Annotated in this window: 14 protein-coding genes, 1 pseudogene and 1 other annotated feature; of the genes and pseudogenes, 9 read left to right on the top strand and 6 right to left on the bottom strand. The window is 32.4% G+C overall.

The window, feature by feature from the left end; translation table 11 throughout:
* A pseudogene (locus COC46_RS22030) lies at nucleotides 1-637 on the top strand (collagen-like protein); the annotation flags it as partial.
* A 238-nt stretch (nucleotides 638-875) separates the two neighbouring features.
* Complete coding sequence (locus tag COC46_RS00800) at nucleotides 876-2,252, top strand: glycosyltransferase (RefSeq protein WP_098807885.1); 1,377 nt, start codon at nucleotides 876-878, stop codon at nucleotides 2,250-2,252.
* Nucleotides 2,253-2,274: 22 nt separating this feature from the next.
* Here the strand turns inward: COC46_RS00800 and COC46_RS00795 are convergent, their stop codons facing one another.
* Together COC46_RS00795 and COC46_RS00790 are read right to left on the bottom strand one after the other, a co-directional pair.
* A complete protein-coding gene (locus COC46_RS00795; RefSeq protein ID WP_141550857.1) occupies nucleotides 2,275-3,333 on the bottom strand; it encodes a glycosyltransferase in 1,059 nt (352 codons plus the stop codon).
* Nucleotides 3,334-3,469: 136 nt separating this feature from the next.
* The gene (locus COC46_RS00790) at nucleotides 3,470-4,555 is read right to left on the bottom strand and encodes a tetratricopeptide repeat-containing glycosyltransferase family 2 protein (RefSeq protein WP_255294774.1); all 1,086 of its coding nucleotides are present in this window, start codon (nucleotides 4,553-4,555) and stop codon (nucleotides 3,470-3,472) included.
* A 123-nt stretch (nucleotides 4,556-4,678) separates the two neighbouring features.
* Nucleotides 4,679-4,901: a binding site (T-box leader), on the top strand.
* A gap of 43 nt (nucleotides 4,902-4,944) precedes the next feature.
* On the opposite strand from COC46_RS00790, the gene argS reads away from it, so the two are divergent.
* Nucleotides 4,945-6,633, top strand: a complete 1,689-nt coding sequence (gene argS / locus COC46_RS00785; protein WP_098807883.1) for an arginine--tRNA ligase — start codon at nucleotides 4,945-4,947, stop codon at nucleotides 6,631-6,633.
* Nucleotides 6,634-6,878: 245 nt separating this feature from the next.
* Nucleotides 6,879-7,472, top strand: a complete 594-nt coding sequence (locus tag COC46_RS00780) for a nitroreductase family protein (RefSeq protein WP_098807882.1) — start codon at nucleotides 6,879-6,881, stop codon at nucleotides 7,470-7,472.
* A gap of 66 nt (nucleotides 7,473-7,538) precedes the next feature.
* On the opposite strand, the gene COC46_RS00775 is transcribed toward COC46_RS00780, so the two are convergent.
* Nucleotides 7,539-9,095 (bottom strand): ABC-F family ATP-binding cassette domain-containing protein, encoded by a 1,557-nt coding sequence (locus COC46_RS00775; RefSeq protein WP_098807881.1) that lies wholly within the window; start codon nucleotides 9,093-9,095, stop codon nucleotides 7,539-7,541.
* A 358-nt stretch (nucleotides 9,096-9,453) separates the two neighbouring features.
* On the opposite strand from COC46_RS00775, the gene COC46_RS00770 reads away from it, so the two are divergent.
* Nucleotides 9,454-10,068, top strand: coding sequence for a PH domain-containing protein (locus COC46_RS00770; RefSeq protein WP_098807880.1), 615 nt, complete (start codon nucleotides 9,454-9,456; stop codon nucleotides 10,066-10,068).
* A 619-nt stretch (nucleotides 10,069-10,687) separates the two neighbouring features.
* Here the strand turns inward: COC46_RS00770 and COC46_RS00765 are convergent.
* Together COC46_RS00765 and COC46_RS00760 are read right to left on the bottom strand one after the other, a co-directional pair.
* A complete protein-coding gene (locus tag COC46_RS00765; RefSeq protein ID WP_098807879.1) occupies nucleotides 10,688-11,146 on the bottom strand; it encodes a PH domain-containing protein in 459 nt (152 codons plus the stop codon).
* Between the two features lie 15 nt (nucleotides 11,147-11,161).
* The gene (locus tag COC46_RS00760; protein WP_098807878.1) at nucleotides 11,162-11,602 is read right to left on the bottom strand and encodes a DinB family protein; all 441 of its coding nucleotides are present in this window, start codon (nucleotides 11,600-11,602) and stop codon (nucleotides 11,162-11,164) included.
* 120 nt (nucleotides 11,603-11,722) lie between these two features.
* On the opposite strand from COC46_RS00760, the gene COC46_RS00755 reads away from it, so the two are divergent.
* Nucleotides 11,723-11,995 (top strand): hypothetical protein, encoded by a 273-nt coding sequence (locus COC46_RS00755; RefSeq protein ID WP_098807877.1) that lies wholly within the window; start codon nucleotides 11,723-11,725, stop codon nucleotides 11,993-11,995.
* A gap of 29 nt (nucleotides 11,996-12,024) precedes the next feature.
* Here COC46_RS00755 and rnhC read toward each other — a convergent pair whose 3' ends face one another.
* Nucleotides 12,025-12,957 carry a ribonuclease HIII gene (gene rnhC, locus COC46_RS00750; protein ID WP_098807876.1) on the bottom strand — a complete coding sequence of 311 codons (933 nt, stop codon included), beginning with the start codon at nucleotides 12,955-12,957 and terminating at the stop codon, nucleotides 12,025-12,027.
* A gap of 96 nt (nucleotides 12,958-13,053) precedes the next feature.
* Between rnhC and zapA the strand changes: the two genes are divergently transcribed.
* The 3 genes from zapA to polX are packed head-to-tail and all read left to right on the top strand — an operon-like array spanning nucleotide 13,054 to nucleotide 15,632.
* Nucleotides 13,054-13,344 carry a cell division protein ZapA gene (zapA, locus tag COC46_RS00745; protein WP_098807875.1) on the top strand — a complete coding sequence of 97 codons (291 nt, stop codon included), beginning with the start codon at nucleotides 13,054-13,056 and terminating at the stop codon, nucleotides 13,342-13,344.
* A complete protein-coding gene (locus COC46_RS00740) occupies nucleotides 13,337-13,864 on the top strand; it encodes a CvpA family protein (protein ID WP_098807874.1) in 528 nt (175 codons plus the stop codon). The genes zapA and COC46_RS00740 overlap by 8 nt, the downstream gene beginning before the upstream one ends.
* A 43-nt stretch (nucleotides 13,865-13,907) precedes the next feature.
* Nucleotides 13,908-15,632 carry a DNA polymerase/3'-5' exonuclease PolX gene (gene polX / locus COC46_RS00735; RefSeq protein WP_098807873.1) on the top strand — a complete coding sequence of 575 codons (1,725 nt, stop codon included), beginning with the start codon at nucleotides 13,908-13,910 and terminating at the stop codon, nucleotides 15,630-15,632.
* Nucleotides 15,633-15,643: the final 11 nt, after the last annotated feature.

Here is a 15,643-nt window from a genome sequence, read left to right as displayed (position 1 = left end):
AGCAGACGGAGCGACAGGAGCAACAGGAGCAGACGGAGCGACAGGAGCAACAGGAGCAGACGGAGGGACAGGAGCAACGGGAGCAGACGGAGCGACAGGAGCAACAGGAGCAGACGGAGCGACAGGAGCAACAGGAGCAACAGGCCCGAATACACTTACTGAAGGCTTTTCGGCATTTTTATCGACGTTAGGTACTGCAACTTCTGTTCAATTAACAGGTTGGAGTGTTGCAAGTCCATTCTTCAATGCAACTTCCTTCGATCCAACAACTGGTAACTTCACTGTACCAGCTACTGGACGATATACTTTTGAAGCAACAATTAGCTACTCTACGACTGCAACTTTAACAGTAGATATTGGAGCGGGTGTAGATCCTTCATTTGAATTCCGTAGAACATCGCCGACAACAGATACTTTATTAAGTGGACTAGTACCAATACTAGATGTAAATGTTTTAGCAGTACTAAATCTACGAGCTATTCTTGGTGATGGAACTGTTACAATTACAGGAGATTTAGAATTGAATGTAGGAGATGTCATCGGTCTCTTCTACGAGGCTGACGGATTAACTGTTCCGCTTACTCTAGGTGGAAGCAATTCAGCTGGTATCAGCTGGTCAGTTCATCGTATTGTTTAATAATTAGTCTTAGAGCTGAAAAAACCACCATAAGATGAAGCATGTCCTCATTTTCTATTCAATAGTCACTATTTGGATAGAAATGAGGATTTTTTATTTAATTTAGAAGTTGAATTAATACTGACCAAATATTTCACTTTTGAATATGTTAACTAATGTATGTGTTATTTAGTTAAATGAAGGTAATAAATTTATCATACTTGCTGTTGCAGTGAGATTTTAAGAAGGTGTTTAACGAATGAAAACTAGCATTATTATTTTAACTTATAATCAGCTCGAAGTATCGAAAAAATGCTTTGAAAGTCTTGCAAAATATACGAAAGAAGATGAAGTAGAAATCATTGTTATTGATAATGGATCGACTGATGGCACAAGAGAATATTTAAAAAATAATCATTCTTTTATTACAATCTTTAATGAGATAAATATGGGGTTTGCGAAAGGTTGTAATCAAGGAATTGAAGTCGCAACAGGTGATAACATTTTATTTTTAAACAATGACACAATCGTTACAGAAAATTGGTTAGATACAATGCTTACTCTCTTGTATAGTAATGAAAAAATCGGCATGGTCGGACCGGTCAGTAATTATGTAAGTGGATTGCAGCGAATTAACGTTGATTATCAAAATGACCAAGAAATCAATGATTTTTCATTAAGATATTGTGCAAGTGTTAAGGGAATGTCTAAGCAAGTATTACGTCTAGTAGGATTTTGTTTATTAGTAAGACGCGAATTAATTGATCGATTAGTAGGATTTGATGAAAGATTTAAACTAGGTTCATTTGAAGACGATGATATTTGTTTAAGAACTATTTTAGAAGGTTATGAGTTGCATATTGCATTAGATTCATTTGTTCATCATTATGGACACATGACATTTAATGGGAATAGTGATATTAACATAAATCACTTATATATAGAAAACAGAATAAAATATATTGAAAAATGGGGACGCAATTTAATCGATATCGGGTATCCAAAGTCTGAAATAATTGAATTGGTACCAAACGGCGTAAAAAATGTATTAGAAATCGGGTGTTCTGCTGGTGCGACAGGTTTAGAAATTAAAAATCTGTACCAATGCGACTTATTTGGAACAGAAATTGATTCAAAATTATCGTCAATTGCATCCCAATTTTATAAGAGGGTTGATACAATCAGTATTGATGAAGTTCCCCACAGTTATCTAGAGGCGTATTTTGATTTAATCATAATTGATAATATTGTAAACCAACTTGTAGATCCTTGGAGTTTTGTAAAAGAAATAACTAATCTTTTAAAACCATCTGGCTCAATTATCTTTAGAGTTCCAAATGTTTCCCACGGAGAAGTTCTCTTTCAATTATTACAAGGTCAATGGAATTATCTACATGCTGGGATTTTGAAAAAAGAAAATATAAGATTTTTCACACCTCAAACAATTAACACGTTATTTCCAACTGACCAATTTGAAGTGACAAAGAAGAAGAATGGAAAGATAAATGTAGATTTGAATATTAAGTTGTTTTTTGAAGAAGTAGTACATTTAGCTCATGGCTTTGGAATAAATCTTGAACAACTAACTACAAATCTTGAAATATATAATATGCTCTTGTTAGTAAGGAAAAAATGATTAAAAGGCAGTTGAGAGATCCTCAGCTGCCTTCGTTATTTAATCTATTTGAAAAGTATTCTCTATTTGAAAGAATACTTGGGTGTGTTGGATAAAATTGATAGGCTAATTCATTATGCTCATTTGCAAGGCGTAATTCACCTATTCTGTCATAGCAAACCGCCAGCTGTAAATGTGGCAGCCAAGTAGTACATGATGGGTTGAGATGAAGTAAACGATTGTTAACCTTATTTAATGTTGCTTCTTTATACCAATAAATAGCTGAATCAAAATTATTTTTCTCAAAAAATGTATAAGCTAATCTACAACATGTTTCAGGATGAGTATTGCCATATTTAAGAGCTTTTAATAACCAAGTAGTTTCTAAGTCTTTTAGATTAAACTCGTGATAACAATTAGCAATAAAATGACAGGCAAGGATATTAAGTTCTTCAAATGGCTGATTTATTCGCAAAAATTTTAAAAAATACTTTATTGATTGATCATGTTGATGATTCGAACTTAACTCTTTTGCATAATAAAATAAATCCATCGTAGAAAGATTAATGTGATTACTTAACATGTGTTCATATATTTGAATATTTTCTTTTGTATTTTGTGTAAAAGGAAGATCAGTAATAAGAAGATTAGTAGAAAATGTTTCAGTGGTTTGTTCATTATTCGTATTTGGAGAATGACTATTAGAACTTAATCTTTTAAATAATCTACTAGTTTTTTGTTTGCTTTTTACATTCCAACCGATTTGATAATCAAAAGCGACATGATAAACTTCTTTGTTTATTGACTGTTTTAACTTAGAAAATTTTAAACGATCATTATCTAGTAAAACTTCACTATGGTTTAGTAAAAGTATAAAGTCTTTTGTTGCCAATGATTTTGAAAAATTTAATGCATCTAGTTTATCCACACCATTAAAGACATGTATTTGGTCTGTAAACTGTCTTGCTAACTCAATCGTTCGATCGTGGGATTTCAGATCAACGATGATAATTTCATCAACTATGCTACTAATTGAACTCAGGCATCTTTCAATTGTGGCTTCATTATTTTGTACAACCATGCATAAACTGACTGTGATCAAGCTATCACCCTTTCTTATAATTTTGTATTAAATGATTGATGTTGATTTACTTAATAAGTAGTTTCCAAATCATCTATTGTGACGACTAAACAGATGGAATCTAGGAAATAAAACGTTAGAAGATAGTAAGGGTGATTTATTGGTCTTTAAAATATGAGCGGAAATACGCTTGGTTGTGTAAAACGGAAGGATTATTCGGAACATAACTTGCTGCCAAATCATTATATTTTCTAGCAGTTAGTTGATCTCCTAACCGACTATAGCAAAGACATAATTGTAGATTAGGTAACCAAGTGTAACATACTTGATTTATAAAAGGACTACTTGTAGGAACATCAACAAGAGTAGCAAGTTTATACCATGAAATAGCACGTGTGTAATCACCTTTTTGAAGATATACATAGCCTAATCGACAGCAGTTTTCTCCACGTGGTCCATCATAAGAAAACGACCTTAGACAACTGCTAATTGCTTTTTCCAATTCGTTTCTATTTAAATAGCAGTCTGCCAATTTTCCACAGGCTTGAATATTATCCTCGTACCAGCCTTTTCCTTCATCAAGAAACAATTCATACCACTCAATTGCTTTTTCGAATAGCTTATGATCAACGCATTCATTTGCATAATAGTATTTGTCACGAGGACTTAATTCATTTCCAGAAGAAATCGCATTTTCATAAATTTTTAAATTTCGATCTGAGTACTCTTTGTCTTTTTGATGAATAATTGCGGCATCTGATTGAATAATTTCGCCGTAAACCTCTAAATATTCATGAACGAAACCAATCCATTTAAAGTTTCTTTCACGCTTAACGATTCGACTCCTTACAGAACTAAAGCTAGGAATACCATTTTCATCGAACGCTAGATGATATTTCATTTTGACAGCGTCGACATTTTTAGTTAATGACTTTTTTAATTTAAGTAACTTTTTTGCATTTTCATCAGTGATAATATCATCAGCATCTAGCCACATAATATAATCTTTCGTTGCCTTAGAAAATGCAAAATTTCTTGCTGCTGAGAAATCATTAATCCAAGTAAAATCATATATTGAATTTGTAAACTTTTTAGCTATTTCCTTTGTTTTATCTGTTGAACCAGTATCAATAATGACAATTTCGTCTACTATATTAGATACAGATGATAAACATCTGGAAAGTACAGCTTCTTCGTTTTTAACAATCATACAAAGACTTAAAGTTATTGGTTTTTTTTTCATGAATTCCACCTCAATTTCTATGTTATTAAGGTTGTCAACAAATGGTGCCATTCATAAAGTTCAAAAAAAAATTGTTGCTTGAATTTCTACATTAGATATGATTAAATGGAAAAAATGAATATTGGAAATTTTTAGATGAAGAGAGTAATCTTATTTTGATTCTTGTAGAGAGTTGGGGATGGTGGAAGCCTAACAGAGCGAATAAGATGAAGCGCACTTCGGAGAAGCAGTCTGAATTAGTAGTAGGACTTTGCCGGGGAAGACCTCGTTAACAAATTTAAAGCTGGTTCAATATATATTTGAACAATTAGAGTGGTACCGCGGATTAGTTAAACCCGTCTCTTATGATAGAGACGGGTTTTTTATATTTTTGGAGAGGATTGATTAAAATGGATTATGTAAATATGTATAGTGAGCAAATCGAAAAAGCTTTAAATGGATCACTGACTTTAAATGAAATTAACTCATTGATCGAAAAACCGTATTATGCAGATCAAGGTGATTTAGCATTTCCTTGTTTCCAATTAGCAAAAGCATTAAAAAAATCTCCAGTCATGATTGCAAAAGAAATTGCACCACAAATTAATCATGATTTAATTGAAAAAGTAGAAGCAAACGGACCGTATGTAAACTGCTTTTTGAATAAAAAGCTAGTAAGTAAGCAAGTAATTGACTTAGTTCTCGGACAAGGGAAGGAATATGGAAACCAAGTAATTGGAAAAGACAAAACGGTTGCAATTGATTGTTCCTCACCAAATATTGCAAAACCATTTTCGATGGGGCACTTGCGTTCAACAATGATTGGAAATTCAATTGCTAAAATAGCTGAAAAAAATGGGTATAAATCAATAAAAATTAATCACCTTGGAGACTGGGGAACACAGTTTGGGAAATTAATCGTTGCCTATAAACTTTGGGGGAACCAAGAAGCTGTAAAAGAAAATCCGATCAAAGAACTTTTAAAATTATATGTTAAATTCCATGAAGAAGTTGAAAAAGAGCCTCAACTTGAGGAAGATGCTAGAAGTTGGTTTAAGCAATTAGAGGAAAAAAATGAAGAAGCCTTACACTTATGGAAGTGGTTCCGTGATGAGTCTCTGAAAGAATTCATGTTAGTTTACGATTTATTAGGGGTTAATTTTGATAGCTTCAACGGAGAAGCATTTTACAATGATAAAATGGACCGAGTAATTGAACTTCTAGAGCAAAAAAATCTATTGGTCGAATCAGAAGGTGCCGATGTTGTTGAATTACCTGAAAAAGAGTTACCCCCGTGCTTAATTAGAAAATCCGACGGAGCAACTTTATATGCTACACGAGATTTAGCTGCTGCACTATATCGTAAAGAAACTTATGATTTTGATAAAGCCGTATATGTAGTTGGTGGCGAACAAGCGCTACATTTTGAGCAAGTATTTACAGTTTTGAACAAAATGGGGTACGAATGGTCCAAAGATATGGTTCACGTACCATTCGGATTAATCTTACAAAATGGCAAAAAAATGTCTACACGAAAAGGGAAAATTGTTCTGTTAGAAGAGGTAATTGAGGAAGCAATTAGTTTAGCAAGTCAAAATATTGCAGAAAAAAATCCTACATTAAAAAATAAAGAAGATGTTGCCAAAATGGTAGGAGTCGGTGCAATTATTTTCCAAGATTTAAAAAATGATCGTATGAATAATATCGAATTTTCATTAGATCAAATGTTAAAATTTGAAGGGGAAACAGGTCCATATGTACAGTACTCAATTGCGAGAACAAATTCAATTTTAGAAAAAGCATCATCGCATGATTTAAATAAACAAGAGGGACTAGAGGATTCATATAGCTGGGACATCATAAAGCATATACTTGAGTTCCCTAATAAGGTTACGCGTAGCTTTGAACAATTTGAACCATCTGTCATTGCTAAATATGCAATTGACTTGGCACAAAGCTTCAATAAATATTATGGAAATACTCATATTCTAACAAATGATGACCAATTAGAGAGTAGATTGGCATTAATTAAAGTAGTTTCTATTGTTTTAGAAGAAGGACTAAGATTATTAGGAATTCGTGCTCCAAAAGAAATGTAAAGCAACAGGTATTGAAGAAATTTTGATCTTCAATACCTGTTTTCTTTTTGAATTGATTGTTGAACTAAAAACACAGTCTTTCTAATTTTAATTACATATACATAGTTATGGAATGATTTTGTTTAGTGAAAAATGGATTAACGTAACCTAAGAAAATAAATAAAATTTAAAAGTATTATTGAAAATGATTATCAATTACATTTATAATGAATTTAAGATAGTTAGAGAATAAGGGGAAACGTTCAATGTCGATATTTAATTTTATTAAAAATAGAAGAACGATTAGAGATACAAAGAAGGATCCAATTAATATGGAAGATTTAATGGAGCTACTTGAAGTAGCATCTTATGCTCCTTTCCACAGCAAAGAAGAGCCTTGGCAATTTATTATGGTTTCAGAAGAAAAAGAAAAAGTATATTATGCTTCAAAAATTGTAGATAGTTACGAAAGAATGGCATTAACTGAAACATATACAGTTGAGAAAATTAAAAAATCAACGGAATTCTTTAAAACATATATCGTTGACACACCTATGCATTTAATTATAACGACAGACCACTCAGAAAATGAAAAGAAAAATTTAGAAGCGATCGGAGCAACTTGTGCGTTTGTTCAAAATTTACAATTAGCAGCTTGGGAAAAAAATATTGGAATGGTATGGCGAACTAATCCGTATATTTTTGATCAGCAATTTTATACAGAGATGGGTATTCCACAAAATCGAAAAATTTTAGGAGCACTTCATATTGGATATATAAATACAATGCCAAAAGGAACAAAGAAAAGAAAACATCCAACTGAATGGACTTCGAAGCTTAGTCAAAATATTTCACTATAAGAAGACACAAAAAAAGAGACCGAAAAAAATTTTTCGTCTCTTTTTTTATTCAAATTGTTAATTTAATTAAAACAACTTAGTAGTCCAATTTTCTCCATTCCATACATCTGTAACTAATCCTTCATAGAATTCAGGCTCGTGACAGATAACTAAAATGCTACCTTTGTACTCTTTTAATGCACGTTTTAGTTCTTCTTTAGCGTCTACATCTAAGTGGTTAGTAGGCTCATCGAGAACTAGTAAGTTTGTTTCTTGATTAATTAACTTACATAAACGAACTTTCGCTTTTTCTCCACCACTTAATACAGCCACTTTACTTTCAATATGCTTTGTTGTTAATCCACATTTTGCAAGAGCAGAACGTACTTCATATTGGGTAAAAGATGGGAATTCATCCCAAACTTCATCGATACATGTTTTATTATTATCACCTTTTACTTCTTGTTCGAAGTATCCGATGTGAAGGAATTCTCCGCGTTCAACTTCACCAGAAATTGGTTTAATATCGCCAAGTAAACTACGCATTAACGTTGTTTTACCGATACCGTTCGCACCAACTAAAGCAATTTTTTGTCCGCGTTCCATACGAAGATTTAATGGTTTAGATAGTGGCTCATCGTAACCAATCACTAAATCTTTTGCTTCAAATATTAATTTGCCTGAAGTACGGGCCGGTTTAAAATGGAATTCAGGTTTTGGCTTTTCACGTGCAAGTTCAATTACATCCATTTTATCAAGTTTCTTTTGGCGAGACATTGCCATGTTACGAGTAGAAACACGAGCTTTATTACGTGCAACGAAATCTTTTAGCTCTGAAATTTCTTGTTGTTGACGCTTATAAGCTGATTCTAATTGTGATTTTTTCATTTCATGAATTGCTTTGAAATTATCATAATCACCAACATAACGATTTAATTCTTGATTTTCCATATGATAAATTAAGTTAATAACACTATTTAAAAATGGAATATCATGCGAAATTAAAATAAATGCATTTTCATATTCTTGTAAATAACGCTTTAACCATTCAATATGTTGCTCATCTAAATAGTTAGTAGGCTCATCTAGTAATAAGATATCTGGTTTTTCTAAAAGAAGTTTAGATAAAAGAACCTTTGAACGTTGACCACCAGAAAGCTCAGTTACATCTCGATCAAGTCCGATATCTTCTAAACCTAATCCGCGGCCAATCTCTTCAACTTTAGCATCAATAATATAGAAATCATTATTTGTTAAAGTATCTTGAAGAACCCCTACATCTTCAAGCATTTTCTCCATTTCTTCTGGAGTCGCTTCAGCCATTCTTACATATAAATCATTAATTTCGTTTTCCATATCAAACATATATTGGAAAGCACTTTTTAATACGTCACGAATTGACATACCAGGTTGTAATACAGCATGCTGATCTAAATAACCTACACGTACTTTTTTAGACCATTCAACCTTACCTTCATCAGGCTGTAATTTTCCAGTTACGATATTCATGAAAGTTGATTTACCTTCACCATTTGCACCAATTAGACCGATATGCTCACCTTTTAATAGACGGAATGATACATCATTAAAAATCGCACGATCACCGAATCCATGACTTAAGTTTTTTACAGTTAAAATACTCATTGATCGACACCTTTTCTATATTTTCATTATTTATAATAATGTTCTTTAAAGAACGTAATTTAAACAGTCACCATCTAATTATAGTCTGCAACATGGTATGTGTTCAACATTAAATTCAGGTAAACCGGAGGAAGTGCAGGGAGAGTAGGAGGGGCAGGTTAGAACTGAAAACAAAACAGGGAATTTAAAAATTAAAAAAGGAAAAAAAATCCAAATATCCCTCCTATTCCTATCCCCTTATTTTTGGATTTAATGTATAATTCAAAAGTGTAATAGATAAAAAGTGGGTCTTAAAGGCGTGTAGGTATGGGAATACCACCTTATTCCCTATACCCTGCTATAAAGAGGAGGAAGTTATATGTTTGGTAAAGTTGCTGCAGATATGCTTGGTTTAAGTGATGTAGGTAGTGTTATAGAGCCGAAAAATTATGACAAGGTTGATTCTGACGATTATGTAATGCATGAAGATGACGAAAAAATTTATTTTTTAATTAAATCAAAATCAGATGAGTATTGCTTTACAAATAAGGCTTTAATTCATTTAGATGGTACAAGTGCAATTAGTAAAAAACGTATACTTCATCGTTATAGTTATCACACACATAAAATTTCACATGTATTACTTGAAACTGCTGGTACAATTGATTTAGATGTTGAAATTAAGTTCAATATCGGTGGTAGAGAGTTTTCGATTGATGTTCATAAAAAACACATTGAACAATTAAAGGATTTATATAAAGCTTTACTAATGATTGCTGAAATTACTCATGAAAATGAAAAAGCACTTGGATATGCGAAAGAAAGTATTGAAATTGCTTCTACAACACTAGGCCGCGTAACTTCAAGTGAGAATAACTTAGTAAACAGTTTTAAAGAAATTAATGAAGCTGCGTTTGAATGGTTAATGAAATCTAGAGAGCAATATAAAGTTAAAGATTTTGGGTATGTATTTGAGAAATATATTAATAACTAATTGAGAAATGGAAGTCTTGTCAGTCATTGTACTTATGGGACTTCTTTTTTTGTGTGCGGTGATCTTCTTTGAGTAGAGAAAAATGAACAAAGGGTTTATGAGTAAGGAAAATAGCAAGAAGATGGAATTTAATAACTCATGAGGGGTTCATGAGTAAGAAAAAATAGCAAGAAGATGGAATTTAATAACTCATGAGGGGTTCATGAGTAAGAAAAAGAGCGAGAGAATGGAATTAAGTAACTCATAAGGTGTACATGAGTAAGAAAAAAAGCGAGAGAATGGAATTAAGTAACTCATAAGGTGTTCATGAGTAAGAAAAAGAGTAAGAAGATGGAATTAAGTAACTCATAAGAGGGTTATGAGTAAGAAAAGAGCAAAAAGATGGAATTAAGTAACTCATAAGGGGTTCATGAGTAAATAAAAGAGTAAGAAGATGGAATTTAATAACTCATAAGGTGTTCATGAGTAAGAAAAAGAGTAAGAAGATGGATTTTAGTAACTCATAAGGGGTTCAATAAGCCACTGAAAAAGAAGCTAAAAAAACAAAGAAAACTCGCAAGGAGCATAGTACCTCGCGAGTTTTTTAATTAAAAGCATATGTTAGACAAGCTCTCAGATTTTAATCAAAGAAAACTTCTGTTTTTTGTCGAGTTAAAATGGTTGCATTTGGACAATGTTTTTTTATTTCTTGTAAAAAAAATTCTTCATCTATTGGAAGTGACAGTAAGGCGAATTCGCACCTTTTATATTCGATTTTTAAGCGTTTGAAAGTCCATGATGGAGATGAAACCGGATTGTTTGAGAAACGAACTTCCCTTATTTCATGGTATGGAATATTAACTGTAATAAACCCAAATTTTGATTTGAATTCGTTTTCTGTTAATTCATGATACGTATCGAATAATGCCCAAACTAGAACAATCATTATTGGAAGTAAAAAAACAAAGACAACAAGACTTATGATGATTCCAGCGGTATCGCCTTCAATAAAGCTAATGATTGGAACTGAGACGATGATCGGAATTAAGCTTAGAATTAGTATGACTAGTAGTGGGTTTTTCTTCACTTTAAATTTCATAACGACACTTGTATCCTATCCTAAAATTTGGTTTAGATGATGTTTCATATGATCAATATAGTCGGTAAATAAATAGCTTAGAGTAACGGTTTCTTCATTTTGACTTTTATATTGTAGCTTCCATTGGTCTTCTGAAATAGTTGAGAGTACATTTATGAAACGAGAATTTAGTGCAGTCCATAAAGTAAGGATTTCTTCAATTGTATAGTTATTTTGATAGTCATTTATTTCTACCCATGAATTTTGTTTATAAAGCTCTAAAGTTAATTCATCATTAGAGGATAATCTGTCTATAAATCTTTTATGGTTCATAGTCGCAGAATCACAAAGATGTCCAAGTATTTCTTTTTTAGACCATTTTGTAGGACTCGGTTTATAATTTGTATTCGATAAAGATATGATTATTTTTGGAACGGTTTGGATTAGACTACTAAATTCGTTTAATAAATTATTCATCTACATACTCCTCCTTCGTTTCTACTATGTTATGAATATGTGTAAACATTTTTCTTTATGTGTCTTTAGACAAGCCTAGGGTGAATAGGTTATTAGTAGGACAATCTTGGAGGTGGCTTGATGTTAATCTTTTTACTTTATGTCGGATTGTTGGTTGGGGTGTTAGCTGTTTATAAAGATGCCATTAAGCGAGATGTTAGTAATCTTGGGTTTCAAATGATCGGTTATTATGTACTAGCTTCTTTACCATTTAGGTTATTTTGGTTTCCGATCCCTTTTGGATTTTTGATTTGTTTATTTTTATTATCTAAACCAATGCTTCGATATAAAAAACAAAAACAAGTTGCTAGCCTATTAGGATTTATTGTATTTATAGTAGATGCTGTATTCTAAATGTTCGTTTAGAATACAGCTTTTTTTATTTATTTCTTTGCAATCTTTAACGCTTTTTCGGTATTCGCAAAATGTAATTTTGTTAAACTTCTTAAAGCTTCAAAACCTTTTGATTTAATTAGTTTTGCAGCTGCTTGATCAACTTTTGAACCAGCGCCTTTTGGTAAGGTCATTCCAGCCTTTTCGCTTAATTGATCCATTTGTTGTAGGAAAGCATAGCGAGCTAGAATAGAAGAAACTGCAACCGAGAGATGCAGACCTTCTGCTTTTGTAGCAAATTTAACTTTATCACGAATAACTTCTTTTGTTCCCTTTAAATATCCGTAGTACAGATTGGGAGGAGTAAATTGGTCAATTAAAATTGCATCATACGTTTTACCTTCTAATTTTGATATGGTATTTCGAATTGCCTGATTATGCAATAAGGCTTTTAATTTGTTCATATTATAGCCTTTTTCTTGCATATCGTTGTATTTTTCATTGTGTAGTACTAGTAGACTGTAAGTTACGACATGCATAATCTTTTTTGCGATGCTACATATTCCATCGTCAGTTAATTCTTTTGAATCTTTAACGCCTAACTCTTTCAGTAATTCGAATTGACTCGGATCAACAAAGGAAGCAACTACTGTCATTGGTCCAAAATAATCTCCAGTACCAACTTCATCACTACCTATTACTGCAAGGCTTGAAAAGTTTTTTGGTAAAGTTGAATTCGTATTTGTGGGATTTACTTTTTTAGGCGTTTGGCTAGCTGATTTACCTTGCCATTTACTTACTTCAGCATCACAATTTGAGCCTTGAAACATTACTTTTCCTGACTTATAAGCAGTGATTGTACAGCCATTTGGTTTGGCCATAAAGACTCCACCTTGTGGTACTTTTGGTTGCAGACTATTTTGGTAGTGGACTTTCATTTTTAAGAGAGTATCCTCATTAACTGTTAATACAGTGTTTGACATAAATTTCTCCTTTAATATGGATAATTTCCAATACTTTTGTTTGTATTGAATTTCGTGTTATAGTTAAGGTTAGAATGTTTATAGCTGAATGGAGGTATGAAGTTGTCCGATTCTTCATCAAAACAAAAACTAAATGTGACTATCTATGGGCAACATTATGCAATTACTGGTGACGAGTCAACAGATCATATTCGCCATGTTGCCTCAATTGTAGATGATAAAATGAAAGAAATAAATAAAAAAAATCCACTTTTAGATACAAATAAATTAGCTGTTTTAACGGCACTAAATATAGTTAGCGATTATGTAAAGTTAAAAGAAAGAGCGGAAATACTCGAAAAATTATTAGAAAAACAAACGAAAAGTGAGCAGAACAACAATGATTGATTTAATCATACTGATTATTTTTATTTTAGGAATATTGACAGGTTGGAAAAGAGGATTTATTAGCAGTCTTGTACGATTACTAGGTTTTTTACTTTCCTTATACTTAGCTTATCATTATTACGAACAGACCGCTACTTCTCTTAAGAAAATATTTCCAATACATATAAGCGAAAGCCAGGTCGTAAATGCAGAGCAATTTATCTATGAAATTATTGCTTTTGCGTTACTATTTATTGGGACAAGACTTGTTATTTCGTTCATTGGTTCTTTATTAAACGGCGTATTCCAATTACCGGTTTTAAAACAGATGAACTCCTTTTTAGGTGGTATTTTTGGTTTTATTGAGGTTTATTTATTTTCGGTTTTGGCGCTTTTTATCGCTTTAATTATACCGATTGATTCGCTTCATGTTTTATTACATAAATCAAATATTGCTTATTTTATGGTTCAACATACGCCATTTATATCAAACCAACTGATGGAATTATGGAATGGATTTTCAAGTTCAGAAATTCTTTAATGAGTTTAAGTGAAAAAAATCTATGTTAAGTAGGTGACTTAAAATGCACAAAAAGGAACTAATTAAACTATTAGAACAAATTGCAACTTATCTAGAATTAAAAGGCGAGAATGCCTTTAAAATATCTGCATTTCGAAAAGCAGCGAATGCACTTGAAACTGATGAAAGAAGTCTTGAGCAAATCGATGACTTTACTGCTATAAAAGGAATCGGAAAAGGGACTTCTGCAGTCATTTTAGAGTATATTGAAACTGGCAAAAGTACAGTGTTGGAAGAATTACAAGAATCATTACCGAAAACTTTACTACCTTTACTCAGACTACCAGGACTAGGTGGGAAAAAAGTAGCCAAGCTTTATCAAGCATTACAAATTGAGAGCATGGAACAGTTAAAAGAAGCTTGTTTAAATGGTAAGTTACAAGGGTTAGCTGGATTCGGTAAAAAAACGGAGGAAAATATTTTAGAATCAATCGAGGAATATGGTAAGCAGCCTGAGCGCTTGCCACTAGCAGATGTATTACCGATTGCTGATAAAATTGAAGCATATTTAGCTGAAATGAAGGATGTTGAAAAGTATTCAAGAGCCGGAAGTTTGCGAAGAGTACGAGAAACTGTTAAGGATTTAGATTTTATTATTGCTTCAAATAAACCGGAGAGTATTAAAGAACAATTACTTTCTATTCGGGACATTGTACGAGTAATTGCACAAGGGGATACAAAAGTGTCTCTAGTTTTAAAAGGCGTTGAATATGAGATTTCAGTTGATTTCCGAATCATTCAACCTAAGGAGTTTGCTACAACACTTCATCATTTTACCGGGTCTAAAGATCATAATGTAGCAATGCGTCAATTAGCTAAAGAGCGTGATGAAAAAATTAGTGAGTATGGTGTTGAGAATGTAAATACTGGTGAGGTTTTAACATTTGAGAATGAAGAGGCATTTTATGCCCACTTTAATTTACCTTGTTTTCCACCTGAAATTCGAGAGGATGGAAAAGAAGTTTCAACTTTTACAAGCGATTATCCGTTAATTCGTTTAGAAGATATTAAATCTGATTTACATATGCATTCTACATGGAGCGATGGTGGCTACTCAATTGAAGAAATGGCGGATGTCTGCCGTGCAAAAGGCTATCAATATATTGTCATCACAGACCATTCACAATATTTAAAGGTTGCTAATGGTTTAACTCCTGAGCGCTTATGGAAACAGAAAGAAGAAATTCAGCGTGTAAATGAAAAATACACAGATTTTACAATTCTGCATGGTGTAGAAATGGATATTTTACCAGATGGTTCGTTAGATTATGAGGATGATGTTTTACGTTCATTAGATTTTGTTATTGCATCGATCCATTCTAGCTTTAGTCAAGATGAAGAAACAATCATGATGCGTTTAAAAAATGCAATGAGAAATCCGTATGTTAGCATGATTGGACATCCAACAGGGCGTAAAATTGGTAGAAGAGCTGGGTATAAAGTAAATGCTGAAGAATTGATTTCTGTGGCAAAAGAAACGGGAACAATTTTAGAATTAAATGCAAATCCTAATCGTTTAGATCTAAACAAAGAAATGTTAATGATGGCAAGTGTTGCTGGTGTTATGCTTTCAATTAATACTGATGCACATAACATTGATATGCTAGAACATATGACGATCGGGGTTAGTGCGGCAAAGAAGGCTTGGTTAAAAAGAGAAAATATTGTAAATACATTCGAATTACAAGAACTTTTAAGTTTGATTGAAGAGAAACGTAATCGAGTGTAAGGGGGTTACGA

This window comes from Bacillus sp. AFS041924, assembly GCF_002577195.1.
In the GTDB taxonomy this organism is placed as follows: domain Bacteria; phylum Bacillota; class Bacilli; order Bacillales; family Bacillaceae_G; genus Gottfriedia.
Note: the sequence above shows the minus strand (reverse complement) of the source record. Positions and strands in the feature narration are given on the sequence as shown.

Excerpts from the sequence above, each read along its gene's own strand:
- COC46_RS00800 (WP_098807885.1), top strand. The coding sequence starts at position 876 with ATGAAAACTAGCATTATTATTTTAACTTATAATCAGCTCGAAGTATCG.
- COC46_RS00790 (WP_255294774.1), bottom strand. The coding sequence starts at position 4,555 with ATGAAAAAAAAACCAATAACTTTAAGTCTTTGTATGATTGTTAAAAAC.
- argS (WP_098807883.1), top strand. The coding sequence starts at position 4,945 with ATGGATTATGTAAATATGTATAGTGAGCAAATCGAAAAAGCTTTAAAT.
- COC46_RS00780 (WP_098807882.1), top strand. The coding sequence starts at position 6,879 with ATGTCGATATTTAATTTTATTAAAAATAGAAGAACGATTAGAGATACA.
- COC46_RS00775 (WP_098807881.1), bottom strand. The coding sequence starts at position 9,095 with ATGAGTATTTTAACTGTAAAAAACTTAAGTCATGGATTCGGTGATCGT.
- COC46_RS00770 (WP_098807880.1), top strand. The coding sequence starts at position 9,454 with ATGTTTGGTAAAGTTGCTGCAGATATGCTTGGTTTAAGTGATGTAGGT.
- COC46_RS00765 (WP_098807879.1), bottom strand. The coding sequence starts at position 11,146 with ATGAAATTTAAAGTGAAGAAAAACCCACTACTAGTCATACTAATTCTA.
- COC46_RS00760 (WP_098807878.1), bottom strand. The coding sequence starts at position 11,602 with ATGAATAATTTATTAAACGAATTTAGTAGTCTAATCCAAACCGTTCCA.
- COC46_RS00755 (WP_098807877.1), top strand. The coding sequence starts at position 11,723 with ATGTTAATCTTTTTACTTTATGTCGGATTGTTGGTTGGGGTGTTAGCT.
- rnhC (WP_098807876.1), bottom strand. The coding sequence starts at position 12,957 with ATGTCAAACACTGTATTAACAGTTAATGAGGATACTCTCTTAAAAATG.
- zapA (WP_098807875.1), top strand. The coding sequence starts at position 13,054 with ATGAAGTTGTCCGATTCTTCATCAAAACAAAAACTAAATGTGACTATC.
- COC46_RS00740 (WP_098807874.1), top strand. The coding sequence starts at position 13,337 with ATGATTGATTTAATCATACTGATTATTTTTATTTTAGGAATATTGACA.
- polX (WP_098807873.1), top strand. The coding sequence starts at position 13,908 with ATGCACAAAAAGGAACTAATTAAACTATTAGAACAAATTGCAACTTAT.